The organism is Actinoplanes rectilineatus (assembly GCF_000962825.1).
GTDB lineage: Bacteria > Actinomycetota > Actinomycetes > Mycobacteriales > Micromonosporaceae > Actinoplanes > Actinoplanes rectilineatus.
Window position 1 is genome coordinate 74348 of the sequence record NZ_JZKF01000028.1, and the last position, 18939, is coordinate 93286.

Here is an 18939-nt window from a genome sequence, read left to right on the forward strand (position 1 = left end):
GGGATTCCTCAATCTGCCAGCGTCCTACTCAGGTCGAACAGTGACTGCCTGAGTGCCGGATCGGCACATTTTCCCTCGGGTGGAATACGAAGGGCGGTGGCGAATCGATTCCAGAAGTTCTTCATCGACAGAACAGCCGTGAGCTCGACGAGAGCCTCGTCGGAGCTGAAATGCCGCCGGAGCTCGACGAGTAGATCCTCGTCAACGGCGCCCCCGCCCTTGACCAGTACGGCGGCATATCGCAGCGCCGCCACGGTGGCGGCCGGATAGACGTCCGCGTGTTTCTCTCCCAGCGCCAGCAATTCGCCGGGTTGCCATCCTTGCCGCAACGCCTCGCCGGCAGCGTCGTCCACGCAGTAGTCGCAGCCGTTGAGCAGCGATGTGTAGAGACACAGCAGATCGACCAGTCGGCGATCGACGCAGCGCAACGCGTCGTAGATCTGCAGGGCCTTGGTGGTGGTCTGCCAGACGGCGGCGGAGTGTGCGGTCGCCCGGGTGAGATTGCGGACCCGGCCCGCCTGCTGTTCGATCCGGTAGATCTCCCTGATCCGCGGGACGGTGACCTCTTCCTGTTCCAGCAGGCGTACCCGGCAGTGATCGGGGTGGGTCACGAGCTGCTCCCTTCTCGCGCGGCCTCGGCCGGGGCGGCGGCGAACCCGATCGCCGTCGCCATCGCGTACTCCCGGCCGTAGCCGACACAGACCTGAATGGTCGCTATCGCGCACCGCTCGGCATGGACCGCCGCTCTCCGGTGCAGCTGGACCCGGACGCCCCCGGTCGGTTCTCGGCCGGTCTCCCCCTCACGGAGATCGATCTCCACCTCACGGAACGAGACCTCCGTGCTGCCCAGGACCTTGATGACAGCCTCTTTCGCGGCGAACCGTGCGGCGTACGCCGTACCGCGGAAGACGCCCTTCGCCTCACAGGCTCGGATCTCCTCCGAGGTGTAGACGTGCCGTAGGTACCGATCGCCGAAACGGTCGAGAGACGCGCCCACTCCGGCGATCCCGAGGACGTCCGTGCCGATGGCCACCACCGGCGGGTCGAGTGCGGCCGTCATCGCGTCACCACGTCGCGGAGAAGCCCGTGGAGATCACGTTCCCTCTCGGTGAGCGCCCGGAGCAACCGCAGGGTTCTCTGTCGATGCCGGAACTCTCCCGCCCGTGGGTGCGTCGTGAGCACGTGTGTGGTGTACCACTGCTGGGCGAGGTCACGGAGGGCTGCCGACACCGGTACGGCGGCCTCGACGCCGGCATCGGCCAGAGCCTCGAACAGGCGAGCCGCTGCGTGACGTTCCGCCGCCACCCGGCAGACGTTCACCGGGTCCGAGGTGTGCTCGGCCCAGTCCAGGAACACCGCCAGATGCCGGAGATCGGCATCGGCCTGCGCCGCCATGTCGCGGCTCACCGCCGTGAGCACCTGAACCGGTGTGGGCATCCGCGGGGTTCCGTGATCGACCGTGTAGATCTTCCGGGGTTCGACACGGCCCACGCAGGGATGATCGCGCATCAGACGGTAATCGGCCGGCGCGACCGTGACCGGTACCGGGTTGTTCGTGGTGTCCAGGATGGTGGCACCGACCGGACTTCGCGAGAGAACCACCACGGTGTGCACGACGTGTTCGGTGCGGTGGTAAGGCGACGGTACGAAGTAGGCGTCGATCTCGGCCACCACCGGCCGGCCGGCCGCCAGCTCGTTCTGTTCACACCGGTCACTGTCACTCGATGCGGCGAACGAGTACTGCCCCACCCGGACCGCGAAGAGATCCGCCACCAGGATAGGCCAGCGCCCGCCGCCGTACAGGACGCCGTCGCCCTTCCACCGGGCGCCCCATGACGGACACATCATGCGTTCCGCGTCGGGCATCCCGGATGCCGCGACGATGTTCGCGATGCCCTGCCAGTGGCACGTGGCGATCGGGGTGTCGCCCGTGTGAACCGGGCTCAGCGTCACCGTCACCGGTCGTCCCGGTCTTCACACGCCAAGGCATGCAGATCGTCGGCATGGTCCGCCACCTTACGAAAAGCCTCGCCGAAGGCCTCCATCAGACCGTCGTCCGGCTCGGTGTACGTCGGCAGGGACAGCGTCACGTCGGCGTACCCCTCACTAACCGGCAGATCACCGGGCCGGTACGACCGGCGTTGTCCGCCGACCGCGAACTGTTCCGGCACACCATGTGTGATCAGCGGTGGCTCCTGCGCGCCGAAGATGGGCAACAGATGCAGCGGGGGGCTGCTGACGTAGCGTTCCAACGGCACACCCTCGGCACGAACCGCGTCGACGTACACGTCGATGGGCAGGTCACCGAGATCAGCGGCCCGGTACAGAGGCCGGTACCCGTAGTAGACGTGCCGGGTGACGAGCCGTCCCATCGTGGGCGGAACGATGCCGGGCGTCTTCTCGAGCCGCTCGGACAGGAGTCCCATGTTGTGCCGCCGGCCGGCGATGTACTCCTCGAGACGATCCATCTGGGTGACGGCGAGCGCCGCGGCGAGAGCGTGCATGCGGTAGTTGAGGCCGAGTCCGGTGAAGGCGTAGTCGCGGTACGCCGGGCTGTGCACGTCCTGCATCGAGCGGACGTTGAAGTGACCGAGAAGGACAGCTCGCTCGAAGATCTCCTGGTCATTCGTGACGAGAATGCCGCCCTGACCCGCGGAGACCAGCTTCTTGCCCTGGAGACTGAACACCGCGACGTCGCCGAAGGTTCCGGCCTTGCGATTGTCGTACTCGGCGCCGTGCGCGTGTGAACAGTCCTCGATGACCTTGAGACGATGCCGCCTGGCGACATCGAGCACCCGGTGCATGTCCACCGGGTTACCGGCCATGTGGGTCACCACCACAGCCCGGGTACGTTCGGTGATCCTCGCCTCCAGATCGACCGGATCGAGGTTGCCGGTGTCCGGCTCCGCGTCGACCAGCACCGGCACCGCGTTCGCCACCAGCAACGGCATGACCGTGGCCAGGAACGTGTAGGTGGGTGCTAGCACCTCGTCACCCGGGCGAAGGCCGAGCCCGAAGTACGCTGAATGGAGCGCGGTCGTGCCCGACGAGGTGGCGAGGGCGTGGCGGACACCGAGGTAGTCCCGGAACCGATCCTCCAGTTCGCGGACCTGCCCCTCCCTGCCGTAGTAGGACAGCTCACCCCGCAGGACCATGTCGGCGACGATTTCCGCGTCCGCGGGACGAACCGGCGGCCAGACGAACGGCGGCGCCTTCTCCAGTACCGGACGTCCCCCCAGAATCGCCAGATCACTTCTTCCGGCCATGACTTCCTCCTCGCCGCGTCACCAGGCGTTCTTGTCCACCATGGCTGTCCAGTCACTGATGGCGTCACCGCGCCGCGCCTTGTCGTCCCACAGCCGCTCGAGCGGGCGGGGTGCCGTGTCCACGCCGCACCAGGTCACCTCAGGATCAGCGGTGACCTCACCGATGCGGAACAGCGGGGTGCCGTGCCCGGCGAAGATGCTCGCGACCTCATCCCAGCGGTGTGGCGCGACGGTGTATCCGTGTGCTCGTGGCATGTCGAAGCCGTACTCGACGGCAAGCGCGGCGGCCGGCACCCCGAGGGCCTGGGCGCAGGCCGTCAACAGCGGCGGTTCGGGTATCCGATGCTGCTCGACGCGGACGCCGAGACCGGGAGTTCGGATGATGGTGTAGAGGAATTCGACGAGGCCGTCACTGAGATCCATCCCGGAGGTTATCGCCCCGGGTGCCCGCTCGGCGGTATCGACGATCGCCTGGTGCGGCGCCAGGGGCATCAGGTTGTAATCGGCCAGTCTCCGTTGCGAATCCGCGTCGAGCCGGTCCCATCCGCCTTGTTTGCGTAACAAGTAACTGGCCCAGCCGAGCCCGAGTTCGGTGGTCACCGCCAGATAGTCACCGGGCCGGGCACCGCGCCGCCGGATCACGCCGGCCGCGCCGACCGTTCCCCAGCACATGGCGACCGTGCCAAGGTGCGGATTGACGTCCGTGTTACCGCCCTCGAACCGTGCTCCGTACTCGTCCAGCACATCGGTGATACCCGCGCACAGCTCGTCCACCTCGCGGACGTCGGTGGCTCCCGGCACCGCCAGATCCAGTGCGAACCCACGGGGGCGCGCGCCCATCGCCAGTACGTCGTTAGCGGTGCACGCGGCGATCCAGCGGCCTTGGAAACGACGTTCCATTCCGGCCGGAATCGGTCGGTCAATCGGTGATGGATGGTCGATCGAATAGACGATCAGCGGAGATCCGTCAAGAGCGAACAACGCTGCCGGATCGATCACCACGCAGTCTTCCAGTGCATCCGCACAGGCTGTTGAAGCGTGACTTGAGAGAACGTCTCGAATAAATTTCTTCTCGCCAAGATCTTGGACTGACACCATTTTCAGAATCCCCCGCGTCAGGTGAGTCCCGGTTCAACGGATGAGTCACTTCACAGCGAAGCACGAAGATCCACCGCCGCCGAGCTTACGCATGAGCGTCGATGACATGCAAGGCCTTACAAGGGTTAGACGATCACTCAGAGGTTTGATATGAGTGTATGTATCAATCGTCGGCGTGTGACAGGATGAAACTCGAGCGGGGAGCCGTCGGATGCCAGGACTCAACTCCGAGGTCAGACCCGGCAACGACGTTGGATTCAATGACGTCGTTGCCGTTGATTTCGGCTCCGTCGGGGTAGGACGCCCGTTGGACGAGCTATTGTCAGGGGTAACCGACTATGTTTCCCGGGCCTGCGTGGTGGACCCGCTCAGCCTGTCCTGGCGGAGCGGCACGGATCTCCTCGCCCGGAACGCCCGGTCCGTAGCGGAGTCGATCCTCGACCGGGTGCCCGCACGCCCCATCCTGCTGGGCCAGTGTTCGGGGGCAAACTTCACCATCTCTCTCGCAGCCGCGCTGAGCGACGCCGGACGGCCCCCGGGGGCCCTCCTGATCGTGGACCCGCTACAGGTCACACCGGAACTGCTGGGCGAAGAGGCCGCTGCGCTCGTCGGGCGGCTGGGCGGCGACGAGGAACTCGCCCGAGCCGTCGTGGCCGGACTGCCCGGCGACGCATCTCCGTCCCGGCTGTCCGCCTTCCTCGACGAGAAGTTCCATACGGTGGCCATGCAGCGGGTAGCCGGTCTCGACCTCGACGAGGAGACCGCGAAGACCGTCGCCCACGACATCGTCGGCAGGTACGTCGACTGGCTCTGCTTCCTCGCCGCGCAGATCACCACCGCCGCCCGGCCGGTCACCGCGCCGACCTACCTGGTGGGCCCGCTCGCAGCTGAGTCACTCGCCTGGTTGCCGGACATCGTGGCGGGTGCCGACGCCCCGGATCCCCTCGAGGACGTATCCACCGCCGTCGCGCGGATCCTCGAGCCGACCGGTGCCACGGGTGACCGCCGGTGACCGCCTTCGACGCACAAGCCGCCCTGACCGACATCTGGTGTGAGGTCCTCGACCTCGACGTCGTGGGACCGGACGACGACTTCTACGTGATCGGCGGCGACTCCATTCTTGCCATCCAGGCGGTGGCGATCGCACGGGAGCGGGGACTGTCGATCAGCGTCCGGCAGCTGCTCGAGGCCGGGACCATCCGGGTCCTGGCCGACGGTCTGATCGCGGACGCCCGGTCGACCGAACCGGAATACCAGCCGTTGTCACAACTCTCCGGCGACGACCGGAGCCGGCTCGGGCCGGACGTGGTCGACGCGTATCCGATGACCGCACTGCAACTGGGCATGTTGTTCCACAGCGAGGGGTCGGCACCCGACTCGTATCACAGTGTCAGCAGCGTCGTCGTCCGGCGTCCGATGGACGGGGAGCGGCTTCTGCACTGCCTGACCATCCTCTCCGACCGGCATGCCGCACTGCGGTCGTCGTTCGACATCGAACACTTCTCGGTACCGCTCATACTGGTTCACCGCACCGCGAAGCCTCCGCTCAGCGTCTTCGGTCTCACCACGGAACCGATCGGGGACCGCCGGGAACGGGTGCTGGCCGAGGAACAGGCGGTCAAGCTGGACTGGCACGACGTACCGGTGATCCGGTGGCGGGCGGACGCCCTCACCGCCGACTCCTTTTTGCTCACCTGCAGCGTGCATCATGTCCTGCTCGACGGTTGGAGCAACTGGGCCCTACTGACCGAACTCGTGGAGCGGTACAGCACGGAGGCCGAGGCCGACATCGATCCCCCACCGCCGTTCGGCGAGTACGTCGCCGCCGAACGGGCCGCCCGGGAGGATCCGGCGACGACCCGGTTCTGGTCCGGATACCTGGACGGTGCGCCGTCCGGCCGGATACCGTCCCCGGTCGAACCGCCTGCAGGTGGTGAGCCGACCACAGTCGCCGTGCCCATCCCCACCGACGTCACGGACGGTCTGCTCCGGATCGCCCACGACCGCGGCGTTCCGGTGAAGACGCTCTATCGCGCGGCTCATGCGGTGGCTCTCGGCCGCCTCGAGCCGGACGCCGACGAGGTGTTGATCGGCCTTGTCGTTCACTCACGGCCGGAACGGACCGGCGGTGACGCCGCAGCCGGCCTTTACCTCAACACCGTGCCGCTGCGGATTCCGCTCACCGGATCATGGGAGATGACGGCGAACGCGGTCGCCGCCGCGGAGAAGGCGGTCTACCCGTATCGCGGACTGGCAACAGCCGACATCCAGGCGGCAACGGGCGTGGAGATCGAGAACATCTGTACGTTCGCCGATTATCACGGCATCGACGACCTGGTCCGGCGCGGTCTGGTCGAGCAGGGATCCGCGACGAACGAGGTCTACACCAGTGTGCCGCTCCTGGTGGAGGTCGCCGCGGACGCCGGTACGACAGACCAGAGGCTGCTGTTCCAGTTCCACCCCGATCGTTGGCCGGCTGCCGGTGCACAACGTTTCGTAGCGGATTTTCTAGCCATTCTGGCATCGATGGTGACCGGATTCGACGAGCCGGCCGTGCACCGGCCGGATCCCGCGCCGGCAACGCCGAAGACACTCGTGGACATGCTCCGGCGGGCTCGCGCCGACCACCCGGACCGGCCCGCCATCGCCACCCCCGAGAGCACGTTCACGTACCGGGAACTGGACCACCGGATCGGAATCCTGGCCGCGACGCTCCGCGCGGCCGGGATCGGGCCCGAGGCGCGGGTCGGCGTCCTCCTCCCCCGCACCGCGGACCTGGTGGTGGCGATCCACGCTGTTCTGGAGGCCGGTGCGGCCGTCGTGCCGCTCGACCCCGGTCACCCGGCCGCCCGCAACGCACGGATTCTGACCGCCGCCGGAGTGGACCTGCTTCTCGGCACACCGGCCGGGCTGCCAGGTTTCGCCGGCACGGTGGTGGACGTGTCCGCAACGAACTGGGCGGGCACCGCACCGCCGACACCGAGGACGGACGGTCCGGCTCCCGATCAGCTCGCGTACGTTCTCTACACCTCGGGATCCACCGGAGCGCCGAAGGGCGTGGCGCTCGAACACGCGCAACTCGTCAACCTGGTACGCGGACTGGTCGACCGCGTCGGGCTGACCGCGGAGGCGGTCGTGCTGGCATGGAGCACCGTCGTCTTCGACATGGGGTTCGCCGAGCTGGTCCTGCCGTTGACCCTCGGAGCACGCATCGAACTGGTCGGTGACGTCGAGGCCCGGGATCCGGTTCGGGTCCGCGACCGTATCCGCCGAACAGCCGTGACCGTGGTGGAGGCGACACCGACGAAGCTCCGCCTGCTGACCGAGGTGGGCTGGACCGGTCCGGCCCTCGTACTCAGCGGAGGAGAAGTCCTGCCGCAGAGCCTGGTCCGGGAACTGACCGACGGCGGTTGCCAGGTCTGGAACGGCTACGGCCCGACCGAGACCGCGGTCTACACCACCCTTCACCGCTGCGACCCGGACGGCGCGGGCCCGATCCCGATCGGACGGCCTCTGCCCGGCTACACGGTGGAGGTACGGGACGCGGCCGGTCACGTGGTGCCGGCCGGCACACAGGGCGAGATCTGGATCGGCGGTGCGTGCGTCGCCCGCGGCTACCTCGGCGCGCCGGAACTGACCGCGGAACGCTTCGTCGTCGATGCCTCCGATGGGAGGTACTACCGGACCGGAGATCGAGGCCGGTACCGCCAGGACGGAGAGCTCGAGTTCCACGGCCGGGCGGACAGCCAGGTGAAGCTGCACGGCGTACGCGTCGAACTGGAAGAGGTGGAACAGGCCCTGTCGGCCCATCCCAGCGTCCGGCAGGCGGTCGTGACGGTGGCGAACGACCCGGAGGGCAGTCGGCTGACAGCTCACGTCGCCGCCGACGAGGTCACCCTCGGCGAACTTCGGCGTCACCTGGCCGAGCGGCTCCCGGAGGTGATGGTGCCCACCCGCATCGTGATCTGGAACGAGCTTCCCACCGGGGCGACCGGCAAGGTGGACCGCCGACTTCTGACCACCGGGACGCCGCAGACGCCGGCCGGATCGGCACCGGCCACGCCCTGGGAACGGATCGTCGCCGATCTGTGGGGCGCTGTTCTCGGCATCGCCACGGTCGGCCGCACCGACGACTTCGCCGACCTGGGTGGCGACTCGCTGCATCTCATGCGGCTGATCGGCGCATTCGCCCAGCGTGGACATCCGGTCACGGTGATCGAGCTGAGGACCCACCGAACGGTGGCCGATCAGGCACGTCTTCTGGCCTCCAGGGTTCCCGGCCGTGGCTGACCCGGAGTACGCCGAACCGGTCCTGCCGACACAGCACGAGATCTGGCACCTTGACCGGTATGAGGGCTCCCGAACGGCGCTGCACGTCGTCTCCGTGTGGCGGTTGACGGGTCGGCTGGACGTCACGGCGCTGGCCGCCGCCGTGGACACGGTGGTGGCCTCGCACGAATCACTGCGCAGCGTGTTCGACGACCGGGACGGCCGACCGTCGCTCCGCATCCTTCCTCCCGACAGCGACCTGCTGCGGATCGCCGGCCCGGCGGACTGCACGGATGTCACCGCCGCGGTCGAACGGCTGGTCGAGGAGCCTTTCGACCTGAGTACCGGTCCGCTGTTCCGTTCCACGCTGCTGCAGATGGGGCCGGACGAGAACGTACTCGTCATGGTCCTGCACCACATCGTCGCGGATGCCTGGTCGCTCGGTCTCGTAGAGCAGCAACTTGCTGATGCCTACCGGGCCGTGGTCGCCGGTTCGCCGCCGAAACCGCAGGTCAGGCGACCGCTGCGGGAACTGATCGGGGAATGTCTGTCCGAGAGGGATACCCCGGCTTGGCAGACCGCGCTGGATCACTGGCGACACCGACTCGACGGTGTACCGACCTCGTTCGATCTGCCGTCCACTCCCACGCCGGACGGGTTCGGTGGGTCCACCTTGCTGCGGGCTCTGCCGGCCGTGCTGACGGAGGACGTCCGTCTCTTCGCCCGCGTCCACCGGCTCACGAACGCCAAGGTATTTCTGACCGCCTGCGCCGCCCTCCTCGCGCGCTGGGCGAACAGCCGGGACTTCGTGATCGGTATGCCGTTCGCCGACCGGGCCCGGGCCGGCGTCGACCAGACGGTGGCCTTTCTCACCAATGTCGCCCCGATCCGCGTCACCGTGCGGGAAGACCCGACCTTCCGGGAGCTGGCGGCCCAGGTGGAAGGCCGGTGTGATGAGGTTCTGGCACACCGGGCGGTTCCCCTGGCAGACGTCCTGCGGGTGGTACGGACGGCCGGGGACGGTAACGGTGTGTCCCTCACCGACGTGGTGTTCACCCATCGGCGCGATCCGGGAGGACGGCTGAGCCTGCCCGGCGTGGAGGTCGAGGCATTCCCCGTCGACATACCGCACACTCTCTACGGTCTGGCCGTACAGATGGAGGAGAGCGGCACGGCGATCGCCGTGCGTCTCGACAGCCGCACCATCGCCCGCCCGGAATTGGACCGTCTCTGCGACCGGTATGTCACGCTGCTGGCCGCCGCGGTCGCGGATCCGGACACACCACTCTCGGCTCTGCCGATCCTGCTGCCGGACGAGCGGTGGGTCGCCACCGGACGGCCGGACGACGACGTCGTCCGTACCGAACCGGCCCGGACCCTGGCCGCCACGATCACTCGGGACGCCATGCGCACGCCCGGCCGGGTGGCCGTCCGGGATCGGGACGGCACCCTCACCTATTGGCAGTTCCTCACGCAGGCCCGGCGGATCTGCCACCGCCTGCGAGAGGATGGTGTGCGACCCGGTGATGTCGTCGGCGTCTGCGCGGAACGCGATCGGTACCTCGTGTCGGCTCTGTTCGGCATCCTGCTGGCCGGCGGGGTCTACCTCCCCCTCGACCGGGATTGGCCGAGCGCCCGGCTCACCGCCGTCCTCGCCGATGCGGGAGCACGCCGCGTTCTCTGTTCCGCTACGTCCGCGCACCAGCTGGGTGCGCGAGCGCTTCTGATCGACGCGGTGGCGACCGCCGGCCCGGCACCACCCGTCGATGAGTCACGCCTGGACGGTGCCGCTTACATCATGTATACGTCCGGGTCGACCGGGCGCCCCAAAGGTGTGCTGGTCGGGCATCGCGCCCTCGCCGAGGTGATGGCGGAGATGGCCCGGCTGACCGGCATGACCGCGGGCGAACGGATGCTCGCATCGACCACGACCACGTTCGACATCTCTCTGATCGAGATTCTCCTTCCCCTGGTCACGGGGGCGACCGTGGTGATGGCCGACGACGAGCAGGTCCAGGATCCGGCGAGCCTGGGTGGGCTGATCGACCGGGAGGAGGTGGACGTGGTCCAGGCGACTCCGAGTGTCTGGGCCGTCCTCGACCCACCGGCTCGCCGGCTACGAGCCGCCCTGTGCGGCGGGGAGACGATGAGCGCCGAGGTACGGGACCGGCTGCTCACGATCGCGGAGCAGGCCTGGAACTGGTACGGCCCGACCGAGGCGACCATCTGGGCCACCGGCTGGCGGGTGGAGCACGGAGGGCCGGTCTCGATCGGCCGGCCGATGCGCCATGTCCGGGCTTGGGTACTGGACGAATGGAATCGACCATGCCCACCCGCCACGCCCGGAATGCTGGTGCTCGGTGGGACCGGCATCGCGGAGGGTTACCTCAACCGGCCGGATCAGACCGCTCTCCTGTTCCGCACGGACCTCGTTCCCCACTCCCCCCGTGAACGCGCGTACATCACCGGCGACTCGGCCGTCTGGTCCGCTGAGGCGATGCTGTCGCTCCGCGGCCGGGCCGACGACCAGGTCAAGATCAGCGGACACCGCATCGAACTGGGCGAGGTCGAGTCGACCCTCCGCCGGGTACCGGGCGTCCGGGACGTCGCCGTGGTGCGATTCGACGGTCACGCGGGCCGCGCCGCGCTCGCGGCATTCGTGGTACCGGACGGCACGCTCGTACCGGCCGCCCTGTCCACGCGACTCCAGGAGGAACTCGACGCCGAGTTGCCGGTCTACATGCGGCCTCGGGTAGTGCTGCCGATCGATGAACTTCCCCGGTTGCCGAGTGGGAAACTCGACCGGCCCCGCCTCGCCGCCACCGTCACCCCGGAACGAATCGGGACGGGGGCGGAGACGGTCGATCGGATTCCCGTCGATCCGGTACGGATCCGGCTCGGCGCGATCTGGACCGGCATTCTCGGCATAGAACCGGTTCCGGAGCAGGCGGACTTCTTCCGGCTGGGTGGCGACTCCCTCGGCGCGGCACAGGCGCTCGCACTGGCCGGACGGGCCTTCGGTGTACGCCTCTCCCTACGCGATTTTCTGGCCGAACCCACGCTCGGCACCATGGCCCGCCTGATCGACACCGCCCGTCCCGCCGATGCTCGCTGAGGAGTAGTCACACTCACCCCGATCGGAAGGCGCCGATGTGCCCAGTCGCACCGAAGGTACGAGCCGGCCAGGATCCGCATGGACCTCCGCCGACGTGGCCCACTATCTGAGGGCATACCAGAAGACCCATACCAACGAGCTCGCGACGGCCCAGGTGGACGGCGCGGTCACGCTGGCCGGGACTCCGCCGGACGGCGATGTGCTCGATGCCCCCTGCGGCGCGGGCCGGCACAGTCGCGCGCTGGCAGCCTCCGGTCACCATGTGACGGGCGTGGACTCGTCCCAGGACATGCTGGACGCCGCTCGGGCCGTCCACGCACCGGCCGGTGTCCAATGGGTCCGGGCCGACTACCGCGACCTGCCCTTCCGGGCAGGCACGTTCGACACCGTCCTCAACCTGTTCACCTCGTTCGGTTTCTGCGGCGACGACGGCGACCAGGCGGTTCTGGATGAATTCCAGCGTGTGCTCCGGCCCGGGGGCCGGCTGGTCATGGACACCACGCACCGTGACCGGGTGATCAGCGAACTGGCCGCCAAGAATCGGACGGACGTTGCCGGGCAGGCCGGAGAAACCACCTGGGATGTTCACTCAGGATGGATGCACATGTCGCTTCTCGACCGAACGGACGGACACCGATCGGTGAGCCGTATCCGCGTCTACACCCCGTCCGAGCTGGACCGGATGCTCGTCCGTGCCGGGTTCCGGGAGGTGTCCGTCTTCGGCGGGCTGGACGGCCGCCCCCTCGGCCGGCGGACCCGCCTCGTGGTCGTCGCGGCATAGGCCCTCGCACCGCTTCCGTCACCTTCCGTCAACCTGCTCTTTCGCATGGGGGAATCCGCATGGCTGATCCGGCATCACACGACAGTGCGAATATCAGCGTCTTCCTGGTACAGCAAGGCGTCTGGGACATGCCCCTGGAGTCCATGCCACTGGCATCCGGATACCTGAAGGCGACCGCCCTCACCGATGATCTCGTTCGGCGCTCGGCCAGCATCGACATCAAGAATTTCCGCGGAGGGACGACCAATTCCGCGATGGCGAACGAATTGTTCTCCGACGGTACGCCTGACGTGATTGCATTCTCGGTGCTCGGCTGGAACTACCGAGCCTTCGGGGCGCTCGCCGCCTCTTTCCGGCAGCTCAACCCGGACGGCTGGGTCATCTTCGGCGGAACTCATGTCGCCGGGCAGGCAGAACGTGTGTTCCGCATGTTCCCGGAGGTCGACGTGGTCGTCAACGGAGAGGGTGAGCTGACCTTTCGCGATCTGCTGAGTGCCCGCATCCGTGGTGACGACCGCCGGGCTCTGCACCACGTCGACGGGATCTCCTTCCAGCACGAGGGGACCACCGTCACGACAGCCGATCGTGATCGCATCGAAGACCTTGAGGTCATCGCGTCTCCGGTACTGACCGGAGCAATCGATCTCACCGACGAACACGGCGCCTTCCGTTACGACGTAGCACTGATGGAGACCAATCGCGGCTGCCCGTACAAATGTGCCTTCTGTTATTGGGGTGGCGCCGTCGGGCAGAAGATCCGTGCGTTCTCGCTGGACCGGCTCCGCCGAGAGTTGGAGGTGTTCGGTCGCCTGAAGGTGCACACCGTGGTGGCGTGTGACGCCAACTTCGGCCTGCTGCCGGGGGATGTCGACTTCGTCGAGGCATTGATCGAGACCAGAGAACGGTTCGGTTTCCCCCGGGCGCTGGAGACCTCGTGGGCGAAGAACAAGTCGAAGACCTTCTACCGCATCGTCAAGCGCATGAAGGAGGCCGGCATGCGCAGCTCCTTCACGCTCGCTCTACAGACTCTGGACGAACGGGCGCTCGACAGCATGAACCGGCGCAACATGAAGCTGAACGATTGGGAGGAACTGTCGGCCTGGCTGGACCGGGAGGGCCTGGACTGCTACGCCGAACTCCTCTGGGGTGCTCCCGGCGAAACGGTGAAGTCGTTCATGGAGGGCTACGACCGGCTCTCCCGGCGTGTCTCGCGGATCGCGGTGTATCCGATCATGCTGTTGCCGAACACCGACTACTTCGAGAAGAAGAAAGAATACGGCATCACCTCGGTTCGGGGTGACCACGACGACTTCGAGTACGTACTGGCGCACCACACCATGACGTTCGCGGAGAACCGGCAGATGCAGCGATTCCTGTTCTGGGCTCGGGTGATCGCCGAGAACGCGGTTCTGCGGTACATCTGGTTGCCGCTCCGGCAGTTGGCCGGGCTCACCCAGTCACAGGTCCTGCTCGACCTGGACACGTGGATCGTCGAGACGGCGCATCCGGCCGCGGCCCCGCTGCGATCCCACGCCGCAACGGCGATGGGTGGCACCGCGGCGTTCGGCGCGGCGATCACCTACCTGTACACCGACCCGGCGGGCCGTCGGTTGCTCCAGGTCTGGTGGCAGGAGTCCATCCGACCACGGTTGCCCACTGCGATGACGCCCCTGCTGGACGACGTCTTCCGGTACGACCTGGTGACCCAGCCGGTCTATCTCGGCGGCGCGGGCGACGCCCGCGCCGACGACCTTCCCGTGATCGAGCTGTACGGGGAGACCTACCACGTCCGGCACGGTATCCGGCTCGACCACGACGTGCCGAGGATCCACAGCGACCTGCGTGCTGATCGGGACCCGGATCTCCGGCCGACGGAACGGGTCGTCGACCTCTATTACCGGACCGGGGCGGTCGCGGCGGTCACCTCCACGAATCACGAGATCGTCGTGCACTTCATGGGAATGACCGAGCAGCAGGTCCGGCGTCATGCGATCGGTGACGCCGGCCGCGGCGGGCCGGCCGATGACGGGGCTGGTCCCGAACCGGTCGACCCCGGTGACCGAACCACTCTCACCATCCTGAACTCCGACGAAGGTGGCTGCTCGTGACTACACACCTCCAGGCCGATGCCGGTATCCCGAGCCTGGTACGGGCGCAGGTCCGCCGGCACGGCCCGGAACTCGCGGTAATGGACGGGAACACCACCCTCACCTACGACCGTCTCTGGCAACGAGCTTCGATGCTGGCCGAGCGACTCATTGCGACCGGGGTCGACAGCCAGGACCGCGTCGGCATCGCCGTCGAGGGGTCCGTCGACGTCGTCGTGGTGTTCCTGGGCGTGCTGCTCGCCGACGCCGTGCCAGTACCGCTGGATCACTCGTACCCGCCGGCACGGCTGGCCTTCATCGCCGGGGACGCCGGACTGGAGGTTCTCGTCGGCAACGCTCGTACACTCGGGCATCTGCCGGCCGATCTCCCCATCCGCGCGATCATCGACCTGGACGGCATCCCCGACCGGCCGCCCTCCGTCGATCTCCTGGGCCGGCGCGTGCCACGCCCTGAGAGCCGACTGTCATACCTGCTGTACACCTCAGGGTCGACCGGGCAGCCTAAGGGCGTGATGTACCGGGAGGACTCGTTCATCTCCCTGGCTCGCTGGCAGGTGGCGGACTCGATCTTGGACGGTCGCGGACCCACCCGCACGCTCCAGTTCGCGCCTGCCTCGTTCGACGTGTCGTTCCAGGAGGTTTTCTCCACCCTGCTCGCCGGCGGAACCGTCGTCTGCCCGGACGTCAGCGTCCGCAACGATCCGGATCTGCTGTCCCGCGTCATCGCCGAACACCGAGTTGAGCGGATCTTCGTACCGTTCATCGCGTTGCAACTGCTGGCCGCCTTCGGGAACCGAGACGCCCTGCGCGGCAGCACTCTGCGGGAGGTGGTGTCGGCCGGAGAACAACTGCAGTGCACCGATGAGATCATCGCGCTGTTCGAGGGAACCGGTGCCACACTGGTCAATCAGTACGGGCCGACCGAGACCCATGCCGTCCTGCGTCACCGGTTGGACACCGATTACCGCTCCTGGCCGCGTCTTCCGTCGGTCGGCACCCCGGTACGGGGTGCTCGGCTCACGCTCGTCGACCGCGACGGGGCAACCGTGGACGACGGCGCCGAGGGTGAGCTGACAGTCACCGGGGAACTCGTCGCCAACGGCTACCTGGGCCGGCCCGACCTCACCGCCCAGCGTTTCGCCGGCCTGGACGGGCCGGGGCGCAGCCGCAGCTACCGTACGGGCGACATCCTGCGAAGGGACGCCGACGGCATCTATCACTTCGTCGGTCGCGCGGACGAACAGGTCAAGATCCGTGGGGTCCGGATCGAACCGGGCGAGATAGAAGCGGTCCTGGGTACGTCACCTGAGGTGTCCGCCGTCGCTGTGACCACGGTGGGCGACGATCCGCTGAATCGCGTACTCGTCGCGGTGCTGGTGCCCGCACCCGGCACCGTGGCCGACGTCCGCGACATGCGCCGGTTCCTGCTCAGCCGGGTTCCCAAGCACCTCATCCCACGGAGTTTCGCAATCGTCGATATGATGCCCCGGCTGCCGAGCGGCAAGATCGATCGTGCCGCCGTACGGGCGCTCGCGATCGCCGCCGCGGAACGCCACCACTGACCTTCGCTCGCCGCGGCAAAGGAGCCGCCGCAGACAGAACGTGAGGTTTGATCGATGACAACCTATCGTCAGATCCTGGCCATCCGCGAATTCCGCGTACTCTTCACCGCCACCTCGGCAACGGTCATCGCCAAGATGATGGAGACCTTAGGCTTGGCGGCACTGGTGTACGCGAAGACCGGGTCACCCCTGCTCGCCGCGGTCGCATACCTCGGAGGCTTCCTGCCTCAGGCGCTCGGCGCGATGACGTTGCTGTCCGTGGCCGACCGGCTGCGACCACGGACCGCGCTGGCCACCTGGTCGGCCGTGCACGCCACCGCTCTCGTCCTGATGGCGACCGGCGTCCTGCCACTCTGGGCGATGCTGGCGCTGCTCATGATCCTGGGGTTCGGAGACCCGGTGGCGGGGGCGATCAGCAACGCCCTGGTCGTGGACGTGTTGCCGGAGGAAGCCTACGTCCTGGGCCGTTCGCTGCTCAACGTCGGCATCGGTAGCATGCAGATCGTCGGGTACGCGGTCGGCGGTATCGTCCTCGCACTGGTCAGCCCGATCGGCGCCCTGTGGACCGCGGCGGGCGTGGGCTTCGCCGCCTCGCTCGTCTTCCGGCTCCGCCTCCAAGACCGGGAACCACGAGCAACCGGGCGTGCCTCCCTGGCCGCCACCTGGGCCGGCAACCGGACACTGTTCAGCTCGTCGTCGATCCGGCGCCTTCTGCTGGCGTTGTGGCTGCCCGCCAGCCTCATCGTCGGGGTCGAGTCGATGTTCGTCCCGTACGGCGGCAAGGCTGCCGGTGCCCTCCTGACCGCCGCCGCGGTCGGGATGCTCATCGGCGACCTGACCATCGGCCGATGGACGAGCCCCGAGACGCGCACCCGGCTGACGATGCCGCTCTTCCTCCTGCTCGCGTGCCCGTATCTGGTATTCGTGTTGCACCCGAATCTGGCGGTGGCCACCGGGATAGCCTTCGTAGCCTCGTTCGGCTACGCCGGCATCCTCTCCCTGCAGGAACGCTTCGTTTCGCTGGTACCGAAACCGATGCTGGGACAGGCGATGGGCGTGGTGGGCAGCGGCCAGAGCACGATGCAGGCCCTGTGCGCCATCATGGTCGGAGGTCTGGCGCAGGTGACGGAACCCGCGACCGCCATCGCCACGACCGCCCTCGTCACCGTGGTGGTGACGCTGGCCCTGCTGGCCAAGCCGTGGCCGAAGACATCCGGGGAGCAGCTGTCCGGCGGCAGCCCGTCCGATCCACCGAATGCCGCGGAACCCGAGGCCTCGTCACGAGAGGGGTGACGCCCCCGCCGCCCCACTCAGCAGGGGCCGGACGATGTCCGCGATGCGCCGGGAACCCCGCTCGTCCAGAAGGAGGGAATGTGGCAGATCCACCTGGCGGACCTCGACCTCGTCCGCCAGCCGCCGCCACCCCAGAGCCGGATCGGTCACCGGTTCGTTCCCGCGGATGACGAACAACCGGCCCGGATAGTGTTCGATGTCGTGGCGCGCGAGTGCCTCCAGATTTCCCGCCAGGGTGTCGCGCAGTACAGCGAATTTCTCGATGGGATAGGAAACGTCTACCAAACCCGCCTCGACAGCTTGTCGATGCAGGTCCGGGAGGGTCAGGGTACGCCCGCGGGGTATCCGCTCCGAACCGTTGTCGAGGAGCGTCCGCGCCAGGCGGTCGGTGGCCTCGGCGACGGAATCGGACGGCTGACCGGCCATGGAAGCATCCGCATCGACGATGATGATGAGCGGGGCCTGCCCGGTACGCTGACGAATGATTCTCGCAATCTCCACGGAAACGACACCGCCGAACGAGAAACCGAGAATCCGGAACGGACCGTCCGGGGTCAGCGACATCATGGCGTCGGCGGCGGCCCGCGCAATCTCGGAGATATCACGATGCGGCCGCCCCCCGGCGAGCCCGGTCGCCTGCAGACCGTACAACGCCTGTTCAGCGCCGATCGCGGCGGCCAGTGCGAAATACCGGATGACGCTGCCGCCGATCGGATGAGCGCAGTACAACGGCACGGAACCCGCGGCGACCTGCAATGCGACCAGAATGCCGGCGTCGGCGGCCGGGGCGATGTCTCCGCGCAGGGTGAATGCGATCCCCGCGATGGTCGGCGCCCGCACCACATCAGCCAGACTGATACGTACGCCGAACCGGGATCGAATTCTGGCGGTCAAGGTGATCACTTGAAGTGAATTCAGTCCGGCGGTGAAGAGATTCTCGTCGACACCGATATCGAAACGTCCCAGGATATCGCGGACCATGCGCCGGAGTTCCCGCTCGGAAGCGAATCTCGGTTGAACGGTCGGGCGCCGGCCGGCGGAGGGGCCGGCCTCGGGCGAACTCATCTGGTGATCACTCCCGTCTGCGTTCTCACACCTCCGAGAGTAGATCAAAATCGATTTTTCAACACCCTCCGCAACGGTCCGGACACAAGCTCTGCCCGGCGCATGAAACGGTTCACCGGGTGAACAGGAACGTGATCAACAGCAGGGCCGGGACGCAGGCCACCGTGGAGGTGAACACCGCGTCCCGGACCAGCGTCAACGCCATCCCCGACGGATCAAACACGACGGTTGGCTATTCAGGCCGAACAGTCCGCTCGTTCGGGCCCGCTGGACCGGAGAGGAAGAACTGGTTGAAGCCCGGGCTGCGACCGCTGGGACTGCCCGTTCCGCAGTTCTCCTGCCTGGACCTGCTCGGCCAGGGCCCGGGCTGTCGGCGGCGGAG

Annotated in this window: 13 protein-coding genes; 7 read left to right on the top strand and 6 right to left on the bottom strand. The window is 67.6% G+C overall.

The genetic code is table 11. The features are described from left to right. Positions 1-8: 8 nt before the first annotated feature. From WH85_RS21945 to WH85_RS21965, 5 genes are read right to left on the bottom strand one after another with little or no spacing between them, the layout of a single operon-like run. Positions 9-611: a carboxymuconolactone decarboxylase family protein gene (locus WH85_RS21945; protein WP_045743816.1), complete on the bottom strand. Its 603-nt coding sequence runs from the start codon at positions 609-611 to the stop codon at positions 9-11. After that, positions 608-1060 (bottom strand): holo-ACP synthase, encoded by a 453-nt coding sequence (locus WH85_RS21950; protein ID WP_052720648.1) that lies wholly within the window; start codon positions 1058-1060, stop codon positions 608-610. The genes WH85_RS21945 and WH85_RS21950 overlap by 4 nt, the downstream gene beginning before the upstream one ends. Further along, complete coding sequence (locus WH85_RS21955; RefSeq protein ID WP_045743817.1) at positions 1057-1959, bottom strand: hypothetical protein; 903 nt, start codon at positions 1957-1959, stop codon at positions 1057-1059. The genes WH85_RS21950 and WH85_RS21955 overlap by 4 nt, the downstream gene beginning before the upstream one ends. After that, positions 1956-3266, bottom strand: coding sequence for a DegT/DnrJ/EryC1/StrS family aminotransferase (locus WH85_RS21960; protein ID WP_045743818.1), 1311 nt, complete (start codon positions 3264-3266; stop codon positions 1956-1958). The genes WH85_RS21955 and WH85_RS21960 overlap by 4 nt, the downstream gene beginning before the upstream one ends. Before the next feature lie 18 nt (positions 3267-3284). Next, positions 3285-4268 carry a thiamine-phosphate kinase gene (locus WH85_RS21965; RefSeq protein ID WP_045743819.1) on the bottom strand — a complete coding sequence of 328 codons (984 nt, stop codon included), beginning with the start codon at positions 4266-4268 and terminating at the stop codon, positions 3285-3287. A 451-nt stretch (positions 4269-4719) separates the two neighbouring features. Here WH85_RS21965 and WH85_RS21970 point away from each other — a divergent pair, with 451 nt between their 5' ends. The 7 genes from WH85_RS21970 to WH85_RS22000 all read left to right on the top strand — a co-directional run bounded on the left by WH85_RS21970 (position 4720) and on the right by WH85_RS22000 (position 17492). Further along, positions 4720-5376, top strand: a complete 657-nt coding sequence (locus tag WH85_RS21970) for a hypothetical protein (RefSeq protein WP_157411150.1) — start codon at positions 4720-4722, stop codon at positions 5374-5376. Next, positions 5373-8654: a non-ribosomal peptide synthetase gene (locus WH85_RS21975; RefSeq protein WP_045743821.1), complete on the top strand. Its 3282-nt coding sequence runs from the start codon at positions 5373-5375 to the stop codon at positions 8652-8654. The genes WH85_RS21970 and WH85_RS21975 overlap by 4 nt, the downstream gene beginning before the upstream one ends. Beyond that, on the top strand, positions 8647-11748 hold the full coding sequence (locus tag WH85_RS21980) for a non-ribosomal peptide synthetase (RefSeq protein ID WP_045743822.1): 3102 nt from the start codon (positions 8647-8649) through the stop codon (positions 11746-11748). The genes WH85_RS21975 and WH85_RS21980 overlap by 8 nt, the downstream gene beginning before the upstream one ends. Positions 11749-11842: 94 nt before the next feature. Then, positions 11843-12529, top strand: coding sequence for a class I SAM-dependent methyltransferase (locus WH85_RS21985; protein ID WP_052720650.1), 687 nt, complete (start codon positions 11843-11845; stop codon positions 12527-12529). A gap of 59 nt (positions 12530-12588) precedes the next feature. After that, positions 12589-14637 (top strand): KedN5 family methylcobalamin-dependent radical SAM C-methyltransferase, encoded by a 2049-nt coding sequence (locus tag WH85_RS21990; protein ID WP_157411151.1) that lies wholly within the window; start codon positions 12589-12591, stop codon positions 14635-14637. Then, entirely contained in the window at positions 14634-16199 is a 1566-nt protein-coding gene (locus WH85_RS21995) for an amino acid adenylation domain-containing protein (RefSeq protein WP_052720652.1), read from the top strand. The genes WH85_RS21990 and WH85_RS21995 overlap by 4 nt, the downstream gene beginning before the upstream one ends. Before the next feature lie 54 nt (positions 16200-16253). Continuing rightward, positions 16254-17492 carry an MFS transporter gene (locus tag WH85_RS22000; RefSeq protein ID WP_063775534.1) on the top strand — a complete coding sequence of 413 codons (1239 nt, stop codon included), beginning with the start codon at positions 16254-16256 and terminating at the stop codon, positions 17490-17492. Here the strand turns inward: WH85_RS22000 and WH85_RS22005 are convergent. Beyond that, positions 17478-18557: a thioesterase domain-containing protein gene (locus tag WH85_RS22005; protein ID WP_045743823.1), complete on the bottom strand. Its 1080-nt coding sequence runs from the start codon at positions 18555-18557 to the stop codon at positions 17478-17480. The genes WH85_RS22000 and WH85_RS22005 overlap by 15 nt on opposite strands. Positions 18558-18939: the final 382 nt, after the last annotated feature.

Coding starts and splice junctions, on each gene's coding strand:
- WH85_RS21990 (WP_157411151.1), top strand. CDS start 12,589: ATGGCTGATCCGGCATCACACGACAGTGCGAATATCAGCGTCTTCCTG.
- WH85_RS21960 (WP_045743818.1), bottom strand. CDS start 3,266: ATGGCCGGAAGAAGTGATCTGGCGATTCTGGGGGGACGTCCGGTACTG.
- WH85_RS22000 (WP_063775534.1), top strand. CDS start 16,254: ATGACAACCTATCGTCAGATCCTGGCCATCCGCGAATTCCGCGTACTC.
- WH85_RS22005 (WP_045743823.1), bottom strand. CDS start 18,557: ATGAGTTCGCCCGAGGCCGGCCCCTCCGCCGGCCGGCGCCCGACCGTT.
- WH85_RS21950 (WP_052720648.1), bottom strand. CDS start 1,060: ATGACGGCCGCACTCGACCCGCCGGTGGTGGCCATCGGCACGGACGTC.